Genomic DNA, 20,369 nt, shown 5'->3' on the forward strand with positions numbered 1-20,369 from the left:
GTTAGGTGCAATAGAATATGAATTTAGTGAAAGAGGGAACTCTGTGAATACAACAATGAATCCAATAAAAAGAGGTGAACGTTGATGCTGGAGGCAATCAAATCAGCTTTTTTACCGCAGGAAAATCAAAAGATACTTGATCCGTTAAAACAACTAGGAAATCAGGAAATAGAAATTTTAAAATCCAAAGGGTATGATTTAGATTTTTTAAAACAAGTGGTGCCACAAGGTGGATTAAATTTCGATGAAGAGTATGTGACCTATGGAAATGGTTATTCACGGTGTGTGACAGTTTATCACTACACAAAAAATCCTACGCTTTTTTGGTTGGCCAATCTCATGAATAATCCTCATACAGTGGCCACACTCGATGTTAGCACAGATGAAAAGCAAAAAGTGATTGATCAAATCAACCGCGCATTAGATGAATTAAATGATCGATCAGATAATGAACGAAAAGCGACTGACCGAAATAAAAGCGCAGAAGAATACCTGGAACTAGCGGAATATGCCAGAAAATTGACTTCTAATGGTGAAATTTCTAAACAAGTCAAAGTGAGAGTACATGTTTACGGAAACACGATTCAAGAAGTAGATGAACGAGCGCAGGAACTGATCGAAAATCTCAAAGGGATGGATTATCGGGCGGTGACTTATCTGCATAAAACCAAACGAGATTGGCAATCGATGTTTACCATGTTCGATGAACAAGCTGAATGGTTCGGAAATATCAAAGGGCAATCACTACCATCGTTAAACATTGGCGGAGGTTTCCCGTTCCACCACCAAACGCTAAAAGATCCAGGAGGTACACAATATGGGGAAACCATGACAGGCGGCCCATTTGTCTGGAATGCGACGTATAAAAATAGTGTACGGTTGTCTACTAATACCTTGCTTCTAGGAATGATGGGAGCTGGTAAATCGACCGTTCTTAAAATGATCGCGGAAGCCCATTTAGCTGCAGGAGACTTTATTTGGGGCTTTGAAAAGGGAAAAGACTTTATTCCTTTCTTAAAGGAATATAACGGCATTATGATGCGTTTAGACGGATCTGATGGGATGATCAATCCTTTAGAAATTTTTGCCACACGGACGTATGATGAAGCATCCAGTTTATATGACGATGGATCAGTCAAAGATTTGAAGATCAATGAAGCAGCGTCCTATCAAACACACTTAGACAAAGTGGTCTATCAGGTACAGTTAGTGAGCCCTCAGCTAAAAGGAACGATGAAAGCAGAATTTAAGACCTACTTAAATCGTTTTTATGAAGCGTATGGAACAGTACCACGCGGCTTTACTTCCTCAAATTCGCGTTCAAATACTGAGACGCAAGTCACAGGGAAAGATCCAGAAGATTATCCGACGTTCAAAGAATTTTTAGACTTTTTAGGACAACTGGAATTACCAGGTGCTTCCCAAGAGAAAAAGAATCGAAAAGAAGAAATGGAATCCATCGTAGAATCCTTATGTGAGACGTATGGCATGATTTTTGATGGTCATAGTACGATTCGACACCTTGACCAACAACAGTTGGTCTTTTTTGACATTGACTCTATTACAGGATTAGATCGTGGGGTACAACAATGTCAAATGTACATGGCTATGACGTTGATTTGGAATCAGGCATTGATTCAAGGACGAAGACAACGACGCTTAATTAAAGAAAAACAAATGGAGGAACAAGACTTTAAACGCTTCTTGGCTATGATTGATGAGTGCCATAATGGTGCGACCTGTTCTGCAGTGAAAAGCTGTGGGTTGCAAGTAGTCTAAGAACTACTGTAATAACTCTTATAACGAGAAGTCAAATGAGTGGGTAACGCCACAAAGGGCTTCCACTGATACTCCGACATGCAACAAGTAGTTTATGCAGACCAACGTTGTGTGAAGCTCGGTGAAGTCGGCTGAAGGATACCGTAAGGTAAAATAAATAGTGAATACCACGAAAGCTCTTTAGAGGTAAAGGGTGTATCCGATAAGTCGGGTGTCCAAAAAAACTTAATATGGTGAGTATGTACAAACGTACTGACGAACTAGCGAATGTACTGTCCGAAAGGCATAGCTCCTAGAAATGGGAGAGACAGTGAGCGAAAATCACTCATTGTGTTAACTTGTGGTTGAGTAAAAGTCGTTGTTATGAAAGACCATACTGCGTTACAGGCGTAGGAGAAGTTAGGGGGCAAAAGCTAGCACCTAAGTTAAGGCATGTGGATAGATATAAGGGAACAGGGGAAGCCATCAACATGGAGAGTGCATACTCGATGAAGTGGTAGTAAGAAATATGTGAATAACAAATAACTTACTTTAGTGATGGTGAAAGTAGAGCCACGACTGATGAAGGTTCTGTAATGGAACTGGAGGAACAGGCTCGAGTCGTCTGTAAAAGTCATGAAACCCGTTCAACCATGGGATTCTCGTATGACTAAAAAGGTCACGAGCCAATTGGAGCGTGATAAACCATGACAAAAGAAACAAGTCCAAAAGATAGGAAGTTGCGGCATGCAGAATATTATGGCATGACGGAAATCTTCGATAAGCTATACTCCAAAAGTTTGAAGAGAGATAATTTCAAAAATCTAATGCAGATTATCATCTCTGATAACAATATTGTCCTAGCATATCGTAATATAAAGAGAAATCACGGTAGTGTGACAAGAGGAGAAGATGGAGTAACGATTAAAGATATTGAAAAACTCAACCGTAATGAATTCGTAGAAGTTGTTAGGAAGCGATTCGCACATTATAACCCTCGAAAAGTAAGGCGTGTAGAAATTCCTAAATATAATGGTAAATTAAGACCGTTGGGTATTCCGTCAATATGGGATAGAATCGCACAGCAATGCATCTTACAAGTATTAGAACCAATATGTGAAGCAAAATTCAATAATCACAGCTATGGTTTCCGTCCAAATAGATCAGCAGAACATGCAATAGCAGATTGTATGGCCCGAATGAATCAAAGTCACATGGAATATGTGGTAGATGTAGATATCAAAGGTTTCTTCGACGAAGTCAATCATACTAAACTCATGAGACAAATCTGGTCTATGGGTATACGAGACAAACAGCTTCTCTTAATCATTAGGAAAATGTTAAGAGCACCCGTATTACTTCCAAATGGGAAGTTGATATACCCAACAAAAGGAACACCACAAGGCGGAATACTTAGCCCATTACTTGCGAACATCAATCTCAACGAATTTGACTGGTGGGTAGCAAATCAGTGGGAGGAAAAAGATGCCAAAGAGCTAAAACATCATTTTAGGAAAAATGGAGCTTGGGATAAAGGTAATATCTATCACAAGCTCAGAAAGAGTACAACTCTAAAAGAAATATACCTAGTGAGATACGCAGATGATTTCAAAATTTTCTGTAGAAATTATAATGAAGCGAAAAAAGTTTTCTATGCAACTAAAATGTGGTTACAGGAGCGTCTAAAGTTACCAATATCTGAAGAAAAGTCAAAAATCACAAATCTTTCAAAGGAAGAAAGTGAATTTTTAGGCTTTACGATGAAATTAGTGACCAAAGGTAACAAAAAGGTTGTTAATACGCATATAGGTACAAAAGCACAAAGTATGATTAAAGTGAAACTAAAAAAACAAATCAAACGAATTCAAAAAAGTCCTAATAGCAAAGATACCTTTATCTATATTGGAGTCTATAACAGTATGGTTATTGGGATCCATAATTACTTCAAAATTGCGACTCATTGTAGTGTAGCAATGCGAAAAATTGCAAGAGAACTCAGACCAAGTCTTGAAATACGACTACGAGAACAAGGAATCTCAAAAGAAGGACAATACGGAAAGTACGAAGGATACAAACCTTACCTACGGTTAGGACAAATACGATATATAAGAGGGGTTCCAATATTACCAGTAGGGTATATTCAACACAGGCATCCGATGTGTAAAAAAAGAAATATTAATAAATACACCGAAGAAGGTAGAGAAGCCATTCATAAGAAACAACAAACCGTAGAAGAATGGAAGATATCGTGGTTGTGTAGCAATCCAGTGCTTAGTAAGAGAGCAACGATTGAATTTTCGGACAATCGAATTTCAAAATTCATCGCTCAAAAGGGAAGATGTGCAGTAACAGGTGAGGAGCTTATCTTATCTGAAATGCATTGTCATCATATTATCACTTATCATGAAAGCAAAAATGATAGCTATGAAAACCTAGTGCTTGTTACTGAGGAGGTTCATCGGGTAATACACGCTACACAAAGTGAAACGATTGAGGAACTTCTAAAATATCTAAAATTAAATCCAAACCAAAAAGAAAAACTCAATGAGTTGAGATTAAAAGTTGGTAACGAAGAAATAGCTTAATAAATATTTGTAGGACGGGAAAACAGAATGTCTTTTATAGACGAGGGAACGCCGTATGCGGTGAAAGTCGCACGTACGGTGTGGACTGGGGGAAAAGACGGAGATAATATCAAACTCTTACCTATCAGTATCGATTAATCCAGATTTCATTGAAACGGTAAATTATGTCACAAACTTCCAACGAGAAATGCGTAAAATAGAAGCAATGACTGTTTTAGCTACACAATCCCCACAAGAAATGGTGCCAGAAAATATGTCTTCTGATAACTTCTCGAAACTGAAGAAAGTCTTTGAATTTTCTTCTACGAAGATCTTTATGCGTATGGATGAATCTATTTTACGTCATATAGAAGGATTAGTTGGTAAATCAATGACGAACTCAGAATTAGAATCCATTCCTCAACAAAATCAAGGAGACGCTGTGATCAATTTTGGCTCAAAAGAAACCATTCGTGTTCATTTCAGTCCGAACAAACGTCAGTTAAAATTGTTTGATGGTGGAAAGTAACTTCTTGTATTTATGTGTATACAAGTATATACTTATGTGTGAGAGAAGGAGGGATTCCATGTTAGTAAAAGAAATCGAAATGAAAAAATGGGGAAATTCACAAGGTATTCGTTTTGGAAAAGAAGAATTGTCAGTTCTAGGAGAATCTAATACTGAAAATTTAAAATTCGAAATGGTGGTAACAGAAGGAAAAATTGTTTTAACTCCTAAAAATAAAAAGCCAGAAACTTTAGATGAATTGTTCGCCAGTTATGAAGGAGAACCTTTAGGAAAAGAAGACAAATATGAATGGGGAAATATGCAAGGTAGGGAGATCATTTAATGAAAAAGAACTATCATGATTTATCGCAAGGAGATCTTGTGTATATTGATTTAAATCCTACCAAAGGACATGAACAACGGGGAAAAAGACCATGTATTATTTTGTCTAAACCTAATAAATATTTGAACTATATGATTGGTGTAGCACCGATCACAACAAAAGCGAAACCTTTTCCCGTACACGTTGATTTGAATGGCACGCAAAAAATAAAAGGACAAATTCTTTTGGAACACCATCGAATGATTGACATTGAGAGCAGGGGATTTCAGTTTGTGGAAGCTGTGCCAAAGGAAATTTTAGAAGAATGTATTGAAAAAATTAAATTATTTTATTAAAAGCGAAGAGTAATTATTATTTCTTCGCTTTTTTGTTGTTTAAAATTAAAAAGTTAGGAGTACTGACTATATGGAGAATGATACAAATATAGTTATGGAACATTTGAAGCGTCGTGTAAAGCGACGCTTATTTTTGTGGTTGTTTGGTACTTCTGCAGGTTTGATTACTATTTTGATCACTGTGTTCGTGACTCTTTTTCTAATACTTGCGGCGGGTTCGATTGATAATTCTGATTCAGATTCAAGTAGTGGTGGCGAAGCTTTTACAGGAGAATATTCGGAAGGATTACCCATTTATAAAGAAATCAAAGGAAGAGGCCCTTTTTCTGATGAGATTGCGCAATATGCTGTAGGTTCAGCAGTGAAATATAAATTATTACCAAGTGTGATCCTTTCACAATACGGGTACGAATCAGCGTTTGGTACGTCGGCGTCCGCAAGAAATGATCTCAACTATTTTGGGATTACTTGGTTTGATGGTTGTCTGTTTCCTAAAGGAACTGCACGAGGAATTGGTGGCATTGAAGGTGGCTGGTACATGAAGTTTCCCAACTCTAAAGCCGCCTTCTCCTATTACGGCTTTATGGTAGCCACACAATCAAATTTTAATGCATGTGTCGGAAATAAAAGCCCTGGCACAAGCTTATTGATCTTAGAACGAGGAGGGTATGCCGCCGCAGGAATTACTGAAGACAGTGCCTATTATAAAAATTGTATGTCTATTATTAATACAAATAAATTGATGGAGTACGATGAGTTTGCGATTAAACACTGGAGAGAAGGCGGCGGAACTGGTGGTACGATTACAGGAAGCTGGGGCAATCCATTCCCAGGAAGTAGCTTAGATAAAAATTCGTTCAGTGGAGGACAACTTTTTGGGAAAAATCCAGGAGGAGAATTCCGACCTAACGGGTTCCATGATGGACTAGACTTTGGTTCAGTCGATCATCCAGGAAGTGAGATTCATGCGGTTCATGGCGGAAAAGTCGTGTACGTTGGAAATCCTGGTATTTCAGGTTTGGGTGCGTGTGTGATCGTGATTAATTACGATGGCTTGAATATGGTGTATCAAGAATTTGCAAATAGTACAGGAAATTCTCGAGTGAAAGTAGGCGATCAAGTGAAAGTTGGTCAAGTAATTGGGATACGAGATACAGCACACTTGCATTTAGGATTTACTAGAATGGATTGGCGTCAAGCACAAGGACATGCATTCATTGATGATGGTACATGGATCGATCCGTTACCATTTTTGAATAGCAGTAAAAAATAGATCAGGAGAAAAAATATGGAAAATAAAACCTTAAAAATTGTCTTAACAGCTGCAATTAGCGTTAGTTTAATCGGCAATATTGCGTTGTTTTGGCAGCTTAAAGAAGAACAAGAGACAAATACCTATAAAATTGAAGAAGTGGCTAAAAACGCGTCTGATAAGCTCAAAAAAAATTCTTCTGAGGCACAGGCGAAGATCGACAAGTTAAATCAAACCATCAATGAGAAAAACCAAGAAATCGATCAGCTGAAGCAACAAGATGGCACAAAAGCAAAAGAGGAAGTAACTGAAGCACAAAGAAAGACGGCAGAAGAGTTCGGTCAATTGGCCATTGATAAATCATTAAGCAGAAATGAATTAACGGAAAAACTAAAAGATGTCGCAATCCAAGAAGTGATCGACAAATTAAGTCCTGTAGACGATGATCACCAACATGACGACTACGGAAGTTACTCTTTTACATTAGGTGACGTGCAAACTTACGCTCAAACAAGCAGTGTAAAAGAGGAACAAAATTTTGTCGTATTTGTTGATTATACAATCGGCAATCCTCAATTCAAAGATGTCAAACCACAAAAAATAAAAGGTGGATTAACTGTCACTGAAAAACAAGTAGATGGTCAATGGAAAGTCACAGACTTTAGTTATTTCACTCGTTAGGAGGAAGAAAATGAGTAAGAAAAAAGGAGCAAGACAACGTTTTAAAAAACGAAAAAGTTATCTTAGATGGCTGGGGATCTTTATGATTCTCGGCTTTTTGATTCTTGCTAGTCCGATTTACACACATAAAAAGGTAGACATACCAGATGAAGTAAGCACGAACGCATTTTTAAACACGAAGGAACTGACGATGGTTTCAAAAGAAAAAGGAGCGAACCAGCAATTAGTTTTTGAATTTGCGATCGACGATGAAGATCAGAGCTTATTAAAAGAACTAGCTAATCTTAATTATCGTGTAGAAGTAAAGACAGCTAAAGGGGATTATCAAGCAATAAAAGCCAAAGTGATCAAGGTGTCTGATGATTATTTTGTAGTGAAGTTAGCACATGTACCAGAAGAATATATCGCCATGCGTTTAACCATTATTCCTGAAAAAATTGATCCAAAAGTGGATATGCAAGAACCACAAGATCTGATTTATTACGTTCACGAAGATAAGGTTAAAGATCAAGTGAAAGATGAAGATTATGAACAACATGCGATCAATTACAAAGTGAAAGGATACAAAAAAGAACAAAAAGCAGCACAAAAACAGATTGAATCCTTCCAAGCAACCATTGATTTGAATGAAGAATTAGTGAAGAAGCTAAAAGATCAGTTGCCTTATCAAGTCGCAAACGATCAGGAAAATACTGAAAATAAGATTAATAGTTACCAGCAAGAAATTGAAACATCGAAAACGCAAATGAAAAATCAAGAAGAGATCATTCAAAAACTTCAAGAAAAAATTGATCGTATGACAAAAGAAAATATTTAGAAGAATAGGTGGAGTAAAAGAAATGAAGCGAGCGAACTTGGTTGGCAAAGATACTTTCGCTGAGCAGAAAGTATTGATTAAAGCCTATCTCAAAGTTGTAAAAGCCAAAGAAATATGTCAAGAAGTGAATTTATCTAACACAACAATATCTGAGTTGAAGAATGGTAGGAAGAGTTTAGATACCTTAAAATTCAGATCATTTGAAGCTCTATATATAGCTGCAAAAAAATATTTTACAGCTGATAATAAATAAAAAATTAAGGTGGGTTCTATGTGAAAAAAACGTATCAAAAGTTTTTATGGATCAGCTATATCACCCTATTTATCGTTGGGTTTCTTGTCAGTGTGTCCGTGATCGTCGGAACGCTTTTTCTTTTGTTGTCTGACGAAGATCTGTTACTTAAGGGGTTAATGAGTACGCTATCGTGTGTTATGTTCCTTTATCTATGTATACAGATCAATGAAATTATGCCCCCTCATTGGCAAGAAAAGAAGAAAGAACTTAAGGAAGAAATCGAAATAAAATCCAATGACTGGACGAAGCATACTTGGTTACCATTGAAAAGAAATAGCAAGCGAAAAGAATTTTGGATTCTAAAATTATGGCCATTAGGTAAACTTTGTATCTATTTGGCTCGTCTTATACTTGATTTAATCATTTACTCGATTGGAGTATTTGGAACGGCCTATTACTTATTAAATGATCCTAATAGGATTGCAGCATCAGACATTTTTACAGTGCTTTTTACAGTTCTAATGACGTTGATTTTTGTCATGCTATTGTCTATTTTTACTCAAATAGTCATGCAATTTACCAGGCAAAAACAACGGGAAAACTTTTCAAAAGTCTATTCGATTTAATTATTGTAAATGCAATTCTAGCAACTTTAATAAAACAAATCGAACAATTTGGAAGAACAACAAAAGGAGTGAAGGAATTTTTAATGACGTTTATTCACTTTGTAAATGGGCACATGTATTTGTTTGAAGTGGGTATTATTCTCTTTTTAGTCGGGTATGTATCCACGAAACTTATTAAACGTTCAATTGAAAAAGAAATTGAGATTGACTTGATTCCGACACTTCTTGGTTATGAGTACTATGTTGATTTTGGAAGATATGACGAATTAATCAATACAGATATTGTTCACACGAGTATCCATGAAGCTACCGTTAAGGGCATCAGAACTACGTTAAAAGATGGCCCGGAGACGAAAGCAATCGACCGAAGAAAAGAGGTCTACAATTTTTATGAAGTCGAAGCAAATCTAAGATATGGCATTGGAAAATTGTCGTTAAATGGAAGAAATATTCCACAAAACAAACCATACATTGGCTGGAAAAGTGATGCTTTAGAAGTAACTAAAAAGCTTCCTATGGAAGAAGATGAGATTCAATGAGTCTAGTCAATTTGAATCATTTGTTTGAAGATATCAGTAATCATTTCCAACAGTTCTCAATAAGAGTTTATATTATTCATTAGTTTATTTTGATTGAAAAAAGAAGAAAAATGTAGAAAGTTGTCTGTGAAAAAAGTGTATGCTATACTGATAATGCAAACACATAAAACATTTAATACTCAAAAAGAGCCCTAGCAGTTGCAGCTGCGTAAGGCTCTTTTCTTTATTCACTATTAACCGAATAATGAACAGGCTAGCTGTCTTTATCATGTTTAGAATCTAACCATTTGTTAATGAGATGGGAGAAAACATTAACCACGATTCTAACACAAACATCAAGCACATAAAACATTTAACACTCCTCCTTTCTGGCTGAAGATTTCAACCAAACAGGAAGACAGCGTATCAATTATAGCATACACTTTTTCTTAAATTCATTTTTCATATGACAAAATATTTCCTTCTAATCGACAAAGTTAGAAGGATTTTTTATTGTCTAAATACACAAATAACCTTAATTTTTAAAGAGCATAAGGAAACGTGGGAACACTTTTTAAAAAAAGTGTTCCAATAGGCTGTGCCTATTACGTTTCTCTAAAACAAAAGTGGGTACAAAATATTCGATTTATGGATAGTGTATGGATAGTAAAACAGCTATACATGGATAGCATATGGATAGACTCCATAGACTATCCATACTTTTTTCGGAGGGTGAAAATGGAAATTAAAGAGATTAAAGTAAGAGGTATTAATAAAAAATATGTTCAAGAAATTGATCGTAGATGCGTAGAATTAACAGAACAAACTGGTCAAAAATGGAGTCGAAATGATTATCTAAAACTATTGATTGAAAACGACTTTGAACGTCCTTTAATGGACTACAAGAAAGATCAATTTGATCGTTTATTGGAAAAATTTACAGATGTTCAGCTGCATAATACAAAAGTTTTGGAAACATACACGAACGAGGTCAAGAACTTAATTGAAATATTAATCACACATTAGGAAGGAGATAAGGTTCTATGGTTAAAGCGATAGAAAAGCATATTACATTTTATGAAGCGCACGATGAAGTTTTAAAACATATTATGGAAACTCAACCTACGGTAAAAAATTATTCTGAAGCCATTCGATTTTTATGTATGAATTACGATCCAGAAATTGAAAAAAATAATAATATGACGAACGCAAAGTTGAATGCAATGGGAAAGGAAATTTCTATTTTAACCGAAATGGTTTCAGAGTTTGCGGATCTTCATTTGAAAGATACAGGAATACTAATTGGTACAAATTCAACTGTCTATCAAGAAGCAAAAGAGCGTGTGGAAGGGAAAATAAAAGCGAATCAAACGAAAAAGTATTCTCCTAAGATCAAGAAACCAATAAATGAATCTGTTCATGCCAGAGTAGACCCGTTTGATCCAACAAAGTTTTTAAAAAGATAAAAAGTAGAAGGGGAACATGATGAATAAATCGCCTGCAGTCATTCTCACTTGTCAATTTACCTTGCCCAATAAAAAATCTTTTTCAACATACATTGATTATATGACAAGAGAAAAAGCGCTGGAAGAAAAGGAACGACGCACGCCCGACGAAGAACAGGAACTGCAACGAATCAAGAATGCTTTAGAGGATTTTTATATTCCTGAAGGAGAAACTTTTTCGGAGAGTAAGACGGGTAAAGAATTCAGTGAAACGTCGAATGAAGCTCAATCTTTGATGGGAAATGGAATCAACTTTGACAAGTTAGAGGAACAAGATTTTACCAAATATCTTTCTTATATGACTCGTCACTATGCGTTAGAACAAAAGAAAGAACTGACGCAAAGTGAACAAAAAGAATACCAACGCTTGAACCAAGCAATAAAAAAATATCAAACAGAGCCACACAAAAAAGCTTCAGGAAACCTTCCTGGAGTTTTTTCTATGGCTTCAGACGAAGTGAAAGGAAGTGATCTGAAGGAGATTAAGCAAATCTTCCAAAAAGGACAACAAAAAGGCTCAATCATTTATCAAGATGTTGTCTCTCATGATAATTCGTATCTTGAAAAAATAGGATTGTACGATCCCAAAACAGATACTTTAGATGAAGAAGGATTAAAAGTAGCTGGAAGAAAAATGATGGAGACATTATTCGAGAAAGAGCAACTGAACAAAACAGGCTACTGGATGGCAACGATTCACCGTAATACCAAACATATCCATATTCATTTTGCAGTTGTTGAAAAAAAAAATACGCGTAAACCTTACACGGAGGTTGAAAATGGTGTGAGTTATATCGTACCGAAAGGTAAGAGAAGACAAGCAACATTAGACGCAATGAAGACCAATTATGTACATGAGTTAGAACGTTTTTCTTATGAAAAGGATCGAATGATTGGTATGGAGAAACGAAATTTATTGACGCGGAAAAGTGATTTGCGTGACACCTTAACAAAAGTGGTAAAAGAGCCAGCGCGTTACGATCGACACGCAATGAACTTATTAAATGAAGTATATAAAACTTTACCTGACAAACGTTCGGAATGGAATTACGGGGATGAAAAACGAACCAAACTTTCACCATACACAAGAGAGAAACTCGATGAGTTAACCAAATATGTTTTAACAAAAGAACCTGAATACCAAGAATATATACAGATTTCAAAAGCATTGAAAGAAGAAACAAAAAGTCTTTATGGGGAAAGCAAGAGAGAATCAAAGGATGCAGAAAAAAATGCTCTCTTTGATTTAAAAAAGCGCACAGGAAATGCCATTCTAACAGAACTGAAGAAACAGGATAGTCAAATAAAACCTTTAATAGAAGGTGTCGTTCAGTTGCAATCTATTTACAATGAACGATCCTTTCAAACTCTTAAACAGTTGCCAACGAATGAATACAAGTATAGTTACGAAGAATTCATGAAACGCAGGAAACAATTCCAACAAAGAGTTGTCACGCAACGGAGTTTGCGTCAATTAAATCGAACGATTAATGCCCATGAAGAAAAATACCACGCAAGTAAAGCCTACGAAGAGCAACAACGAAGAATCCAAATGGAACAAGAAAGACAGTAGGAGGAATAGCAATGAAACAATATTTAGATCAATGGAAAGTTATAGAAGGATCATTAAGAGAAGAACGAATCGAACAACTTCCCGATTGTTTTGAAAAAGAGCATTTGTTTCAGATAAGAGAAATGTTGAGAAACGAACAGTTTGATCCAAATCAATTTTTAGTTGTTGAGTACCCAGCTACTGGCGTGTACTGTTGTAATCATGTGAAGGGTGAAAAATATTTTATCATTCAAGAATATGAGGGCAAGTTAGCGCCTTATTATACTACTTGGGAAATGAATGAAGAGGGGATCAATAACTTCCCGTGTAAAAGCATTGAAGAGTCTATTTCACTCACAGAATGTTAGTTGTTAAGTGAATAAAAGAAGTAAAAGAGTCCTGAACGTAATTGTCCAGGACTCTTTTTTTCAATGAATTGTTTTCCGCCAATTCAATGAGTGGTGCGATTTGCGACTACATTATATCAAAAGAAAGAGAAGGGAGGAAGAAGAAATGGCTTATTCAACTATTGGAGTTGTTGTTGAAAAAAGCAGAGACAATCTCGTTTTTGTGACAGAAATTCAAACAGACAGAGCTTTTGTCGTCACAGACAAAGCGGCAAAAGCGTATCAAAGTGGCGATATTTTAACGTTAAATCTGACTACGAAGACGTTCGTCGATGCGGCAGAAGATTATCCATTTGTTTAGGAGGAAACGGACATGGCAGAAGAAAAAGAACCACTAGACAATAGTCGTTTGGGAAAATCCAAAAGAAAATTAGTACGATTGCAAAATGAATTAAATGATCAAATCGAAAAGATGTTTGAACACCAAAGAAAGACCAACGGTCAACCAATGAACGATAAGAGAAACGGGCATTCTTGGTTTAGGCAACAAGAACGAATCGAAAATAAAGTCCAAAGTCTGAGAGAAGAGATCAAGCAACAAGAAGAATACGTGGAAAAGCTTGAAGGACAAGAAGAGCTAAAGGAAATGGGCTATAACAAGTACGGTGGCCTGGATATGACGATCGAAAATATTCCAAGAATCAAAGAAGAAATCGAACGCTTTGAAAAAGGTGAATCGACTTTTTCAGCCGCTACGATCCGAAAATACCAACGGAAATTAGAAACATTAGAACAGCTGAAAGAAAGATCAGAAAAAGGAAAAGAAAATCTTCTTCCTGAAGTACAAGCAATTATTGACAGCGGACGAGTGACGCAATGGAAAAAAAATCCAACCATTTATTTTTTGAAAAGCTATCGAAAAGTTGCTTTAGAACTGAATGAAAACGGGGGATTTGAGGAATCAAAAAAATACCAAGCCACGTCGGAAGAGGAAAAAGCAGCTGTTCGTGAATTACTTGAAGAGGCTGCGCCAACTGATTCTTTGAAGGAGAAAGAAAACGATCATTTCTATCGAGTAGAATTCAACGAAAATGATCCAGAAAAAGGATTGAAAAGTTATGGTGGGGAGATCGTAACATTCGAATTGATCGATCAACTCAAAACGTTGGATAACCAATACGCCGCAGAAGCAGGTTATTATAAATTCTATTTTGAAGAAGTGAAGAACGGAGAAGTAGTCGATCAGATCCGAATGGATCTAGGGGATGGCGTCAACAGTAATCAACCCATCTATTTAGAGTTAGCTAGATTGTGCGAACAATCACCTGAAAAGGAACAAGAACAAACAGTCAAAAATGAACCTATTTCAAAAGTACAAAATGAGATTAAAGAGACAAAAACAAAACAAAAGGGTTATCAAAAACGAACGGCAGAAGAGATTAAGCAAGAAGTCAAATCACTTTCCCAACAGGCGCTTGATGCGGTGAAAAAGCATACTCATTCACCTGAAGACGTCAAAGAACTTTTGAATTTTATGTCTCGTTTTCCAGAACGATCCTTTAGAAATCAATTATTGATCGAGGAACAATTTCCAGGCGCAACGGCTTGTTTAGGTCGTGCCGCGTTGAAAAAAGAAGGAATCTATATCAAAAAAGGGGAACAAGGGAACAAGATCTTTGTCAGAAAAACGGTCAAAGGATTTTATGAGAAAGGACGTGGCTTTGTTCGAGAAACAGAGGCTGCACCAGAAGATAAAAAACGAATCGAAAGTGGTCAAATCGAAGTGATCAAAAAACCTTACTACACGATTGAAAAAGTGTTTGATATCACACAAACACAATTGAAGCCTGAAGACTATCCGAAAATCTTCCCGAACCGCGTCTTTGATTTTCAATTGGATCAAACAGGGCAGACAGAACTTCAAGTTGGGATTCAAGCGGTAGCCAAAAATATTGGAATTCAAATTCGAGATATGACAGAAAGTGAAGTCTATCAAAGAGAATTAGGACAAGCACGTGGGGCGTACGTTCGTAACGAATTTACTGGCGAAGAAGAAATCGTCATGAATACTCGAAATACTCCTACGCAGCATTTAGCCACAAGTATTCACGAATTAGCCCATGCTAGAATGCACAAATTTTCAGAATTAGATACTGCAACAAAAGAACTACAGGCAGAAATGACCTCCTATATTGTGTGCAAGCATTTTGGGATGGACACCTCGGAGAAAGCTATTCCTTATATTGCGACATGGACGAAGAATGGTCAGACGTTGGATGATAAGGAAGCTGCGGAACGTGGGAAAATCATGAATGATGTCAGTCGTGTCGCAAATGAATTCATTCAAACCATTTCTAATGAAATCAATCAATACAGAGAAAGAGAACCAGAGATCCAGCCAGCAGAAGTGAAGCAGGAGCATAAAAATACTGTAGAAACGGCAGAACAAAAGAATATTGTTCCTGTTGGTTCACTTTGGATCGACAAGAAAGACGGGAAAGTCCTGGAAGAAGATACAGGCCGAACGTTACATTTGAAGGATGCGGCGTTTATTGAAGATCCGCAGCATAATCAAGTGATTTTAAAAGGAAAAAGTTATGGAAAAGAGATTCAAACGGCGTTACCTTCAGAAGAATTTGCGCTAGGAAATCCATTCCGATTTTCACTTGAAACAGTGTCAGAAGTGGCCAAACGAAAAAATGAAATCTATTATGAACAACAATTGTCACAAAAAGAACGCGTATAAAACAAGTAAAAAAGACTATCTGAAAAACGGATAGTCTTTTTTCTTTTGGGAGGTTTGAAAATGACAGAGAAAAAAATGAGTCTTATTGATCGATGTAAACAGATCGATATAGTGGATTTTGCTCGAAACAATGGAATGGCTGTAGTCAATAAAGGACGAGACTATCGCTTAGAAGACCATGATTCTTTTGTTTTTGATCGAAGAAAACAACGTTTATATTGGAATAGTCAAAATATTAGTGGCGACATTATTGAATTAGCTAAACTTTTTTTCATAGACAAAGATATCCAAGACCCTAAGCAACAATTTAAAGCAGCCACTGATTTTATTCTAAAGAATGAAGACAAAACAGAACGAGTGGAAAATCTTCATTTTGAGACAGAAAAGTACAAAGATCACCCCGTTGATTATCAACCACTCACAGAAAAAGGAAGGAATTATCTGAAGGAAGAACGAAAACTGCCCGATTGGTTGATTGATTACGCAGAAAAAGAGGGATTGATTGCCGAACTAAAGCCAAAACATGAACGGCAAAATTTCTTAGTTCGAGACGATCGTTTGGATCATGCGGTCGCCTTTTTATGGAAAGATCCACAGACAAAAGAGACAGTAGGGGCGAGTTATCAAGGAACGTTCATTGATTATGAACGTTTTGGTGAGAGAGGCACATATAAGCATATAGATAAAAATTCGACAGCGAATCATGGCTTTAATCTAAAGATCGGTGCCCCTAAGCAGTTAAAATTTTTTGAGAGTAGTATTGATTTACTTAGTTACGCTGCACTGAATCGTGATCAGTTAAACGATACGTGGTTAGTCTCTATGGAAGGGTTAAAACACCATGTGATTAGTCATTATTTTGGTGAGGCAGTATCTGAATTGAGAAAGAAACAAGCCTTTCCTCAATCGATTGAGATTTGTGTGGATAATGACCGTGCAGGACATATTTTCTACGAAAAAGAACAATTAATGGGCGCAGTCGATCCATTTACGAATCAGAAAGTACGTTGTGAACGAGGAATCGCTAATGATTGGCAAGTGCCAAAAGAATACAAAATCATTTATGAAGAAGTCGCAAAAGAAGAAAAGGTCACACCAGAAGCTATTATGGCCATACACAAGACAGAAAACAATCTGCAATTAACAAATCAACTGGTTTCCGCTCACAAAGTCAATGTGTCTTTTGGCCAGCAGCTTTCTGTTAACGATTCAATAGAAGCCATTAATTTGAAAGATATTTGTAGAGAAGTCGCAAAAGAATTAAAAGCTTGTGAACGCGTGGATGGTACGTACGATTTTGATCGTTTTTATCAAGAAAAAGGGGATATTAATGCGCAGATTCTTTTCTCTTATAAAGCAGAACAATACTACAAAGGCTATAAAAAGCATGAACATGAATTTGTACCTGAAGTGAAAAAAGATTGGAATGATCAATTGAAACATGAGATCCAGCAACAAGCAATCAGAAAGCAAAAACGTGCGATGTTGTTTCAACAAGGCAGGCAACAAGAAAGGTAGTGAAGTCATCACTATGAAAACCGTCATTTTAGCAGAAAAACCGTCACAAGCGAAGGCTTATGCCGATAGCTTTTCTAAAGCTACCCGAAAAGACGGGTATTTTGAAATCCAAGATCGGTTGTTTCCAGGAGAAGCCGTGATTACGTATGGATTTGGTCATTTAGTCGAGTTAGATTCTCCTGACATGTACGATGAAAAATGGAAACAATGGTCATTAGAGCATTTGCCTATTTTTCCCCATCAATACCACTATCACGTTCCTAAAGATAAGAAAAAGCAATTTAGTGTCGTCAAACGCCAGCTGCAGTCAGCTGATACGATTGTGATCGCGACTGATAGCGATCGTGAAGGGGAGCTGATTGCCTGGTCAATCATTCAACAAGCAGGCGCCGATCAAGGAAAAACCTTTAAAAGACTTTGGATCAACTCCTTAGAAAAAGAAGCCATTTATCAGGGATTCCAGCAATTACGAGACGCAGAAGAGACCTATCCCAAATTTGAAGAAGCACAAGCACGTCAAATCGCCGATTGGTTAATTGGGATGAACGGCAGCCCGCTGTATAGTTTACTCTTGCAGCAAAAAGGCATACCAGGAAGTTTTTCCTTAGGCAGAGTCCAAACCCCAACGCTTTACATGATTTATCAATTGCAGGAAAAGATTAGAAACTTCCAAAAAGAACCATATTTTGAAGGGAAAGCCCAAGTAACCGCTCAAAATGGCATATTTGATGCGAAACTCGATCCCAATGAAACCCAAGCGACGCAAGAAGCATTTGAAGCTTATTTAAAAGAAAAAGGTGTTCAATTGGGAAAACAGCCAGGCACGATTCTTGAAGTTGAAACCGAGAAAAAAAGCGTGGCAAGTCCACGTCTTTTTTCTCTATCTAGCCTTCAGTCTAAAATGAATCAACTCATGAAAGCTAGTGCCAAAGACACTTTGGAAGCTATGCAAGGGTTGTATGAAGGGAAATATCTAAGCTATCCACGAACAGACACCCCTTATATTACGGAAGGGGAGTATGCGTATTTGTTGGATCATTTAGATGAATACAAGCATTTTTTAAAGGCCGAATCAATCCCAACCCCTATTCATACGCCGAATAGTCGGTATGTGAATAACAAGAAAGTCCAGGAACATTACGCGATCATTCCTACAAAAACGGTTATGACAGCAGCGGCTTTTGAACAACTAAGTCCACTGCAGCAGGCCATTTATGAACAAGTGTTAAAAACAACGGTGGCCATGTTTGCGGAAAAGTATACCTATGAAGAAACAACGATCTTGACGCAAGTCCAGCAGCTTCAGTTAAAGGCAATCGGAAAAGTACCGATAGATCTAGGTTGGAAGAAGTTATTTGGCAAAGAGAGCGACGGAAAAGAGAAGGAAGAAGAGCCGCTACTTCCTAAAGTGACAAAAGGAGAAATGGTGACGGTAGATCTACAAGTCCTTGAAAAAGAAACCAAGCCACCACAACCTTATACCGAAGGTACGTTGATCACGGCGATGAAAACAGCTGGGAAAACCGTGGATAGTGAAGAAGCGCAATCCATATTGAAAGAAGTGGAAGGAATCGGTACAGAAGCGACACGGGCGAATATTATTGAAACCTTGAAACAAAAGGAATATATCAAGGTAGAGAAAAATAAGCTCGTGGTGACGAATAAAGGGATTTTGCTTTGCCAAGCCGTGGAAAAAGAGCCGCTGCTTACGAGCGCCGAAATGACCGCCAAATGGGAAAGCTACTTGTTAAAGATCGGTGAACGAAAAGGAACACAAACCACTTTTCTAGCCAATATCCAAAAATTTGTCTCTCACTTATTGGAAGTCGTACCAGGGCAAATCCAATCCACTGATTTTGGAACGACGTTACAAGAAGTGAAAGCAGCCAGTGAAAAGCAAGAAGCCGCGCGTCATTTAGGAATTTGTCCAAAATGCCAGGAACAAGAAGTCATACTTTATCAAAAGGTGGCGGCTTGCACGTCTGAAGCCTGTGATTTCAAACTATGGACAACGATTGCCAAAAAGAAACTCACAGCAACACAGCTGAAGGAAATCATTCAAAATGGCAGAACAAGCCAGCCTGTGAAAGGATTAAAAGGTCAGAAGGGTTCGTTTGAAGCAACGATCGTTTTAAAAGAAGATTTCACAACGGGATTTGAATTTTCTGAAAAGAAAAAAACGAACTTTAAGAAAAGAACACGCCGCACTACAAAATAATGGAGGGGTTATCTTATGCGAAATACAACACACAAACAACAAGAAATCGAAAATCAAAAAGCCAAAATTCGTTCAGAACAAGAGAAATTACGTGCCAATAAACGAAGACTGCAGCAATTGAAGAACCAGCAGCGGATACAAAAAGAAATTGAATTAGATCGATAAAATCTTCCTGGCTATTGTATACGTATAAACTTATGTTATACTATTTTTATAAGTTTATACGTATACAAAGGAGGGAGAAAATGACAAAAGCAATGGTTTACAAGCTGCTAGAAGAATTTAACGGAACTTTGGCTTTGAAGGATGCCAAAAAAGCGGGCATTTCTCCTGTAACGATCAAACGTATGGTAGATCGTGGAGAGCTGGATCGTGAGTATCCAGGTTTTTTCACCTTACCTTGTCAATTTCCTGATGAATTGTTTATGGCACAAAAGAAATATGAGCGCGGCATTATTTCGCATATCACCGCGTTGGATTTATATGATTTAACGGATATGATCCCTAGACAGATCGATCTAACCGTACCTTACGGTTATCACGTTTCTGAAAAGGGGTTGAAGGAATTCGCAGTTGAGTTACACTATTCAAAAGCGGAATGGTATGAATTAGGTAAGATCGAAATAAAGAGTCGCTATGGGAATCCTGTTATAGCTTATGATCCAGAAAGAACCTTGTGTGACATTTGGAATCCCTGGTATAACGTTGAGGATGAAATTAAAGTAAAAGCAATCAAAAACTACATGGAGTCGGACAGAAAAAATCTTAGAAAATTGAATGAGTATCGACGAATTTTGCCTACAGACAAAACGATGCGCTCTTATATTATGGCTTTAAATTAAAGTA

18 protein-coding genes and 2 pseudogenes are annotated in these 20,369 nt (G+C 37.0%); all 20 read left to right on the plus strand.

Annotated features, from left to right (window positions below; all coding sequences use genetic code 11):
- Positions 1-84: 84 nt before the first annotated feature.
- The 20 genes and pseudogenes from IGK81_RS13320 to IGK81_RS13415 all read left to right on the plus strand — a co-directional run bounded on the left by IGK81_RS13320 (position 85) and on the right by IGK81_RS13415 (position 20,365).
- On the plus strand, positions 85-1,779 hold the full coding sequence (locus IGK81_RS13320; RefSeq protein ID WP_181933584.1) for an ATPase: 1,695 nt from the start codon (positions 85-87) through the stop codon (positions 1,777-1,779).
- 686 nt (positions 1,780-2,465) lie between these two features.
- Positions 2,466-4,343, plus strand: coding sequence for a group II intron reverse transcriptase/maturase (gene ltrA / locus IGK81_RS13325; RefSeq protein ID WP_181933585.1), 1,878 nt, complete (start codon positions 2,466-2,468; stop codon positions 4,341-4,343).
- 130 nt (positions 4,344-4,473) lie between these two features.
- Positions 4,474-4,851: pseudogene (locus IGK81_RS13330) on the plus strand (ATPase); the annotation flags it as partial.
- A 58-nt stretch (positions 4,852-4,909) separates the two neighbouring features.
- On the plus strand, positions 4,910-5,173 hold the full coding sequence (locus IGK81_RS13335) for an AbrB/MazE/SpoVT family DNA-binding domain-containing protein (protein WP_053812896.1): 264 nt from the start codon (positions 4,910-4,912) through the stop codon (positions 5,171-5,173).
- Complete coding sequence (locus IGK81_RS13340; RefSeq protein ID WP_002297498.1) at positions 5,173-5,508, plus strand: type II toxin-antitoxin system PemK/MazF family toxin; 336 nt, start codon at positions 5,173-5,175, stop codon at positions 5,506-5,508. The genes IGK81_RS13335 and IGK81_RS13340 overlap by 1 nt, the downstream gene beginning before the upstream one ends.
- Before the next feature lie 70 nt (positions 5,509-5,578).
- The gene (locus IGK81_RS13345; RefSeq protein WP_181933586.1) at positions 5,579-6,781 is read left to right on the plus strand and encodes a glucosaminidase domain-containing protein; all 1,203 of its coding nucleotides are present in this window, start codon (positions 5,579-5,581) and stop codon (positions 6,779-6,781) included.
- A 15-nt stretch (positions 6,782-6,796) separates the two neighbouring features.
- Entirely contained in the window at positions 6,797-7,441 is a 645-nt protein-coding gene (locus IGK81_RS13350) for a hypothetical protein (RefSeq protein ID WP_181933587.1), read from the plus strand.
- Positions 7,442-7,451: 10 nt separating this feature from the next.
- Positions 7,452-8,258: a hypothetical protein gene (locus IGK81_RS13355; protein WP_181933588.1), complete on the plus strand. Its 807-nt coding sequence runs from the start codon at positions 7,452-7,454 to the stop codon at positions 8,256-8,258.
- Positions 8,259-8,280: 22 nt separating this feature from the next.
- Positions 8,281-8,511: a hypothetical protein gene (locus IGK81_RS13360; protein WP_002333394.1), complete on the plus strand. Its 231-nt coding sequence runs from the start codon at positions 8,281-8,283 to the stop codon at positions 8,509-8,511.
- A 20-nt stretch (positions 8,512-8,531) separates the two neighbouring features.
- A pseudogene (locus IGK81_RS13365) lies at positions 8,532-9,658 on the plus strand (hypothetical protein).
- A 717-nt stretch (positions 9,659-10,375) separates the two neighbouring features.
- On the plus strand, positions 10,376-10,663 hold the full coding sequence (locus IGK81_RS13370; protein WP_181933589.1) for a hypothetical protein: 288 nt from the start codon (positions 10,376-10,378) through the stop codon (positions 10,661-10,663).
- 17 nt (positions 10,664-10,680) lie between these two features.
- Positions 10,681-11,103: a hypothetical protein gene (locus IGK81_RS13375; RefSeq protein ID WP_002332779.1), complete on the plus strand. Its 423-nt coding sequence runs from the start codon at positions 10,681-10,683 to the stop codon at positions 11,101-11,103.
- Between the two features lie 19 nt (positions 11,104-11,122).
- A complete protein-coding gene (mobP2, locus tag IGK81_RS13380) occupies positions 11,123-12,715 on the plus strand; it encodes a MobP2 family relaxase (RefSeq protein ID WP_306690560.1) in 1,593 nt (530 codons plus the stop codon).
- A gap of 11 nt (positions 12,716-12,726) precedes the next feature.
- Positions 12,727-13,062, plus strand: a complete 336-nt coding sequence (locus IGK81_RS13385; RefSeq protein ID WP_181933591.1) for a hypothetical protein — start codon at positions 12,727-12,729, stop codon at positions 13,060-13,062.
- 145 nt (positions 13,063-13,207) lie between these two features.
- A complete protein-coding gene (locus tag IGK81_RS13390; protein ID WP_181933592.1) occupies positions 13,208-13,402 on the plus strand; it encodes a hypothetical protein in 195 nt (64 codons plus the stop codon).
- A gap of 12 nt (positions 13,403-13,414) precedes the next feature.
- Positions 13,415-15,787: an ArdC-like ssDNA-binding domain-containing protein gene (locus IGK81_RS13395; RefSeq protein ID WP_406910944.1), complete on the plus strand. Its 2,373-nt coding sequence runs from the start codon at positions 13,415-13,417 to the stop codon at positions 15,785-15,787.
- A gap of 60 nt (positions 15,788-15,847) precedes the next feature.
- Positions 15,848-17,305, plus strand: coding sequence for a toprim domain-containing protein (locus IGK81_RS13400; protein ID WP_431393437.1), 1,458 nt, complete (start codon positions 15,848-15,850; stop codon positions 17,303-17,305).
- Between the two features lie 13 nt (positions 17,306-17,318).
- Positions 17,319-19,523 (plus strand): type IA DNA topoisomerase, encoded by a 2,205-nt coding sequence (locus tag IGK81_RS13405; RefSeq protein WP_306690525.1) that lies wholly within the window; start codon positions 17,319-17,321, stop codon positions 19,521-19,523.
- A 15-nt stretch (positions 19,524-19,538) separates the two neighbouring features.
- Entirely contained in the window at positions 19,539-19,688 is a 150-nt protein-coding gene (locus IGK81_RS13410) for a hypothetical protein (protein ID WP_164885436.1), read from the plus strand.
- An 80-nt stretch (positions 19,689-19,768) separates the two neighbouring features.
- The gene (locus IGK81_RS13415; protein ID WP_181933596.1) at positions 19,769-20,365 is read left to right on the plus strand and encodes a type IV toxin-antitoxin system AbiEi family antitoxin domain-containing protein; all 597 of its coding nucleotides are present in this window, start codon (positions 19,769-19,771) and stop codon (positions 20,363-20,365) included.
- Positions 20,366-20,369 lie beyond the last annotated feature (4 nt).

This window comes from Enterococcus sp. DIV0703 (assembly GCF_051711065.1).
GTDB classification, from domain to species: Bacteria; Bacillota; Bacilli; order Lactobacillales; family Enterococcaceae; genus Enterococcus_B; species Enterococcus_B hirae.

Excerpts from the sequence above, each read along its gene's own strand:
- IGK81_RS13350 (WP_181933587.1), top strand. The coding sequence starts at position 6,797 with ATGGAAAATAAAACCTTAAAAATTGTCTTAACAGCTGCAATTAGCGTT.
- IGK81_RS13410 (WP_164885436.1), top strand. The coding sequence starts at position 19,539 with ATGCGAAATACAACACACAAACAACAAGAAATCGAAAATCAAAAAGCC.
- IGK81_RS13335 (WP_053812896.1), top strand. The coding sequence starts at position 4,910 with ATGTTAGTAAAAGAAATCGAAATGAAAAAATGGGGAAATTCACAAGGT.
- IGK81_RS13340 (WP_002297498.1), top strand. The coding sequence starts at position 5,173 with ATGAAAAAGAACTATCATGATTTATCGCAAGGAGATCTTGTGTATATT.
- IGK81_RS13390 (WP_181933592.1), top strand. The coding sequence starts at position 13,208 with ATGGCTTATTCAACTATTGGAGTTGTTGTTGAAAAAAGCAGAGACAAT.
- IGK81_RS13355 (WP_181933588.1), top strand. The coding sequence starts at position 7,452 with ATGAGTAAGAAAAAAGGAGCAAGACAACGTTTTAAAAAACGAAAAAGT.
- IGK81_RS13370 (WP_181933589.1), top strand. The coding sequence starts at position 10,376 with ATGGAAATTAAAGAGATTAAAGTAAGAGGTATTAATAAAAAATATGTT.
- IGK81_RS13385 (WP_181933591.1), top strand. The coding sequence starts at position 12,727 with ATGAAACAATATTTAGATCAATGGAAAGTTATAGAAGGATCATTAAGA.
- IGK81_RS13320 (WP_181933584.1), top strand. The coding sequence starts at position 85 with ATGCTGGAGGCAATCAAATCAGCTTTTTTACCGCAGGAAAATCAAAAG.
- mobP2 (WP_306690560.1), top strand. The coding sequence starts at position 11,123 with ATGAATAAATCGCCTGCAGTCATTCTCACTTGTCAATTTACCTTGCCC.
- ltrA (WP_181933585.1), top strand. The coding sequence starts at position 2,466 with ATGACAAAAGAAACAAGTCCAAAAGATAGGAAGTTGCGGCATGCAGAA.
- IGK81_RS13400 (WP_431393437.1), top strand. The coding sequence starts at position 15,848 with ATGACAGAGAAAAAAATGAGTCTTATTGATCGATGTAAACAGATCGAT.
- IGK81_RS13415 (WP_181933596.1), top strand. The coding sequence starts at position 19,769 with ATGACAAAAGCAATGGTTTACAAGCTGCTAGAAGAATTTAACGGAACT.
- IGK81_RS13375 (WP_002332779.1), top strand. The coding sequence starts at position 10,681 with ATGGTTAAAGCGATAGAAAAGCATATTACATTTTATGAAGCGCACGAT.
- IGK81_RS13360 (WP_002333394.1), top strand. The coding sequence starts at position 8,281 with ATGAAGCGAGCGAACTTGGTTGGCAAAGATACTTTCGCTGAGCAGAAA.
- IGK81_RS13345 (WP_181933586.1), top strand. The coding sequence starts at position 5,579 with ATGGAGAATGATACAAATATAGTTATGGAACATTTGAAGCGTCGTGTA.
- IGK81_RS13395 (WP_406910944.1), top strand. The coding sequence starts at position 13,415 with ATGGCAGAAGAAAAAGAACCACTAGACAATAGTCGTTTGGGAAAATCC.
- IGK81_RS13405 (WP_306690525.1), top strand. The coding sequence starts at position 17,319 with ATGAAAACCGTCATTTTAGCAGAAAAACCGTCACAAGCGAAGGCTTAT.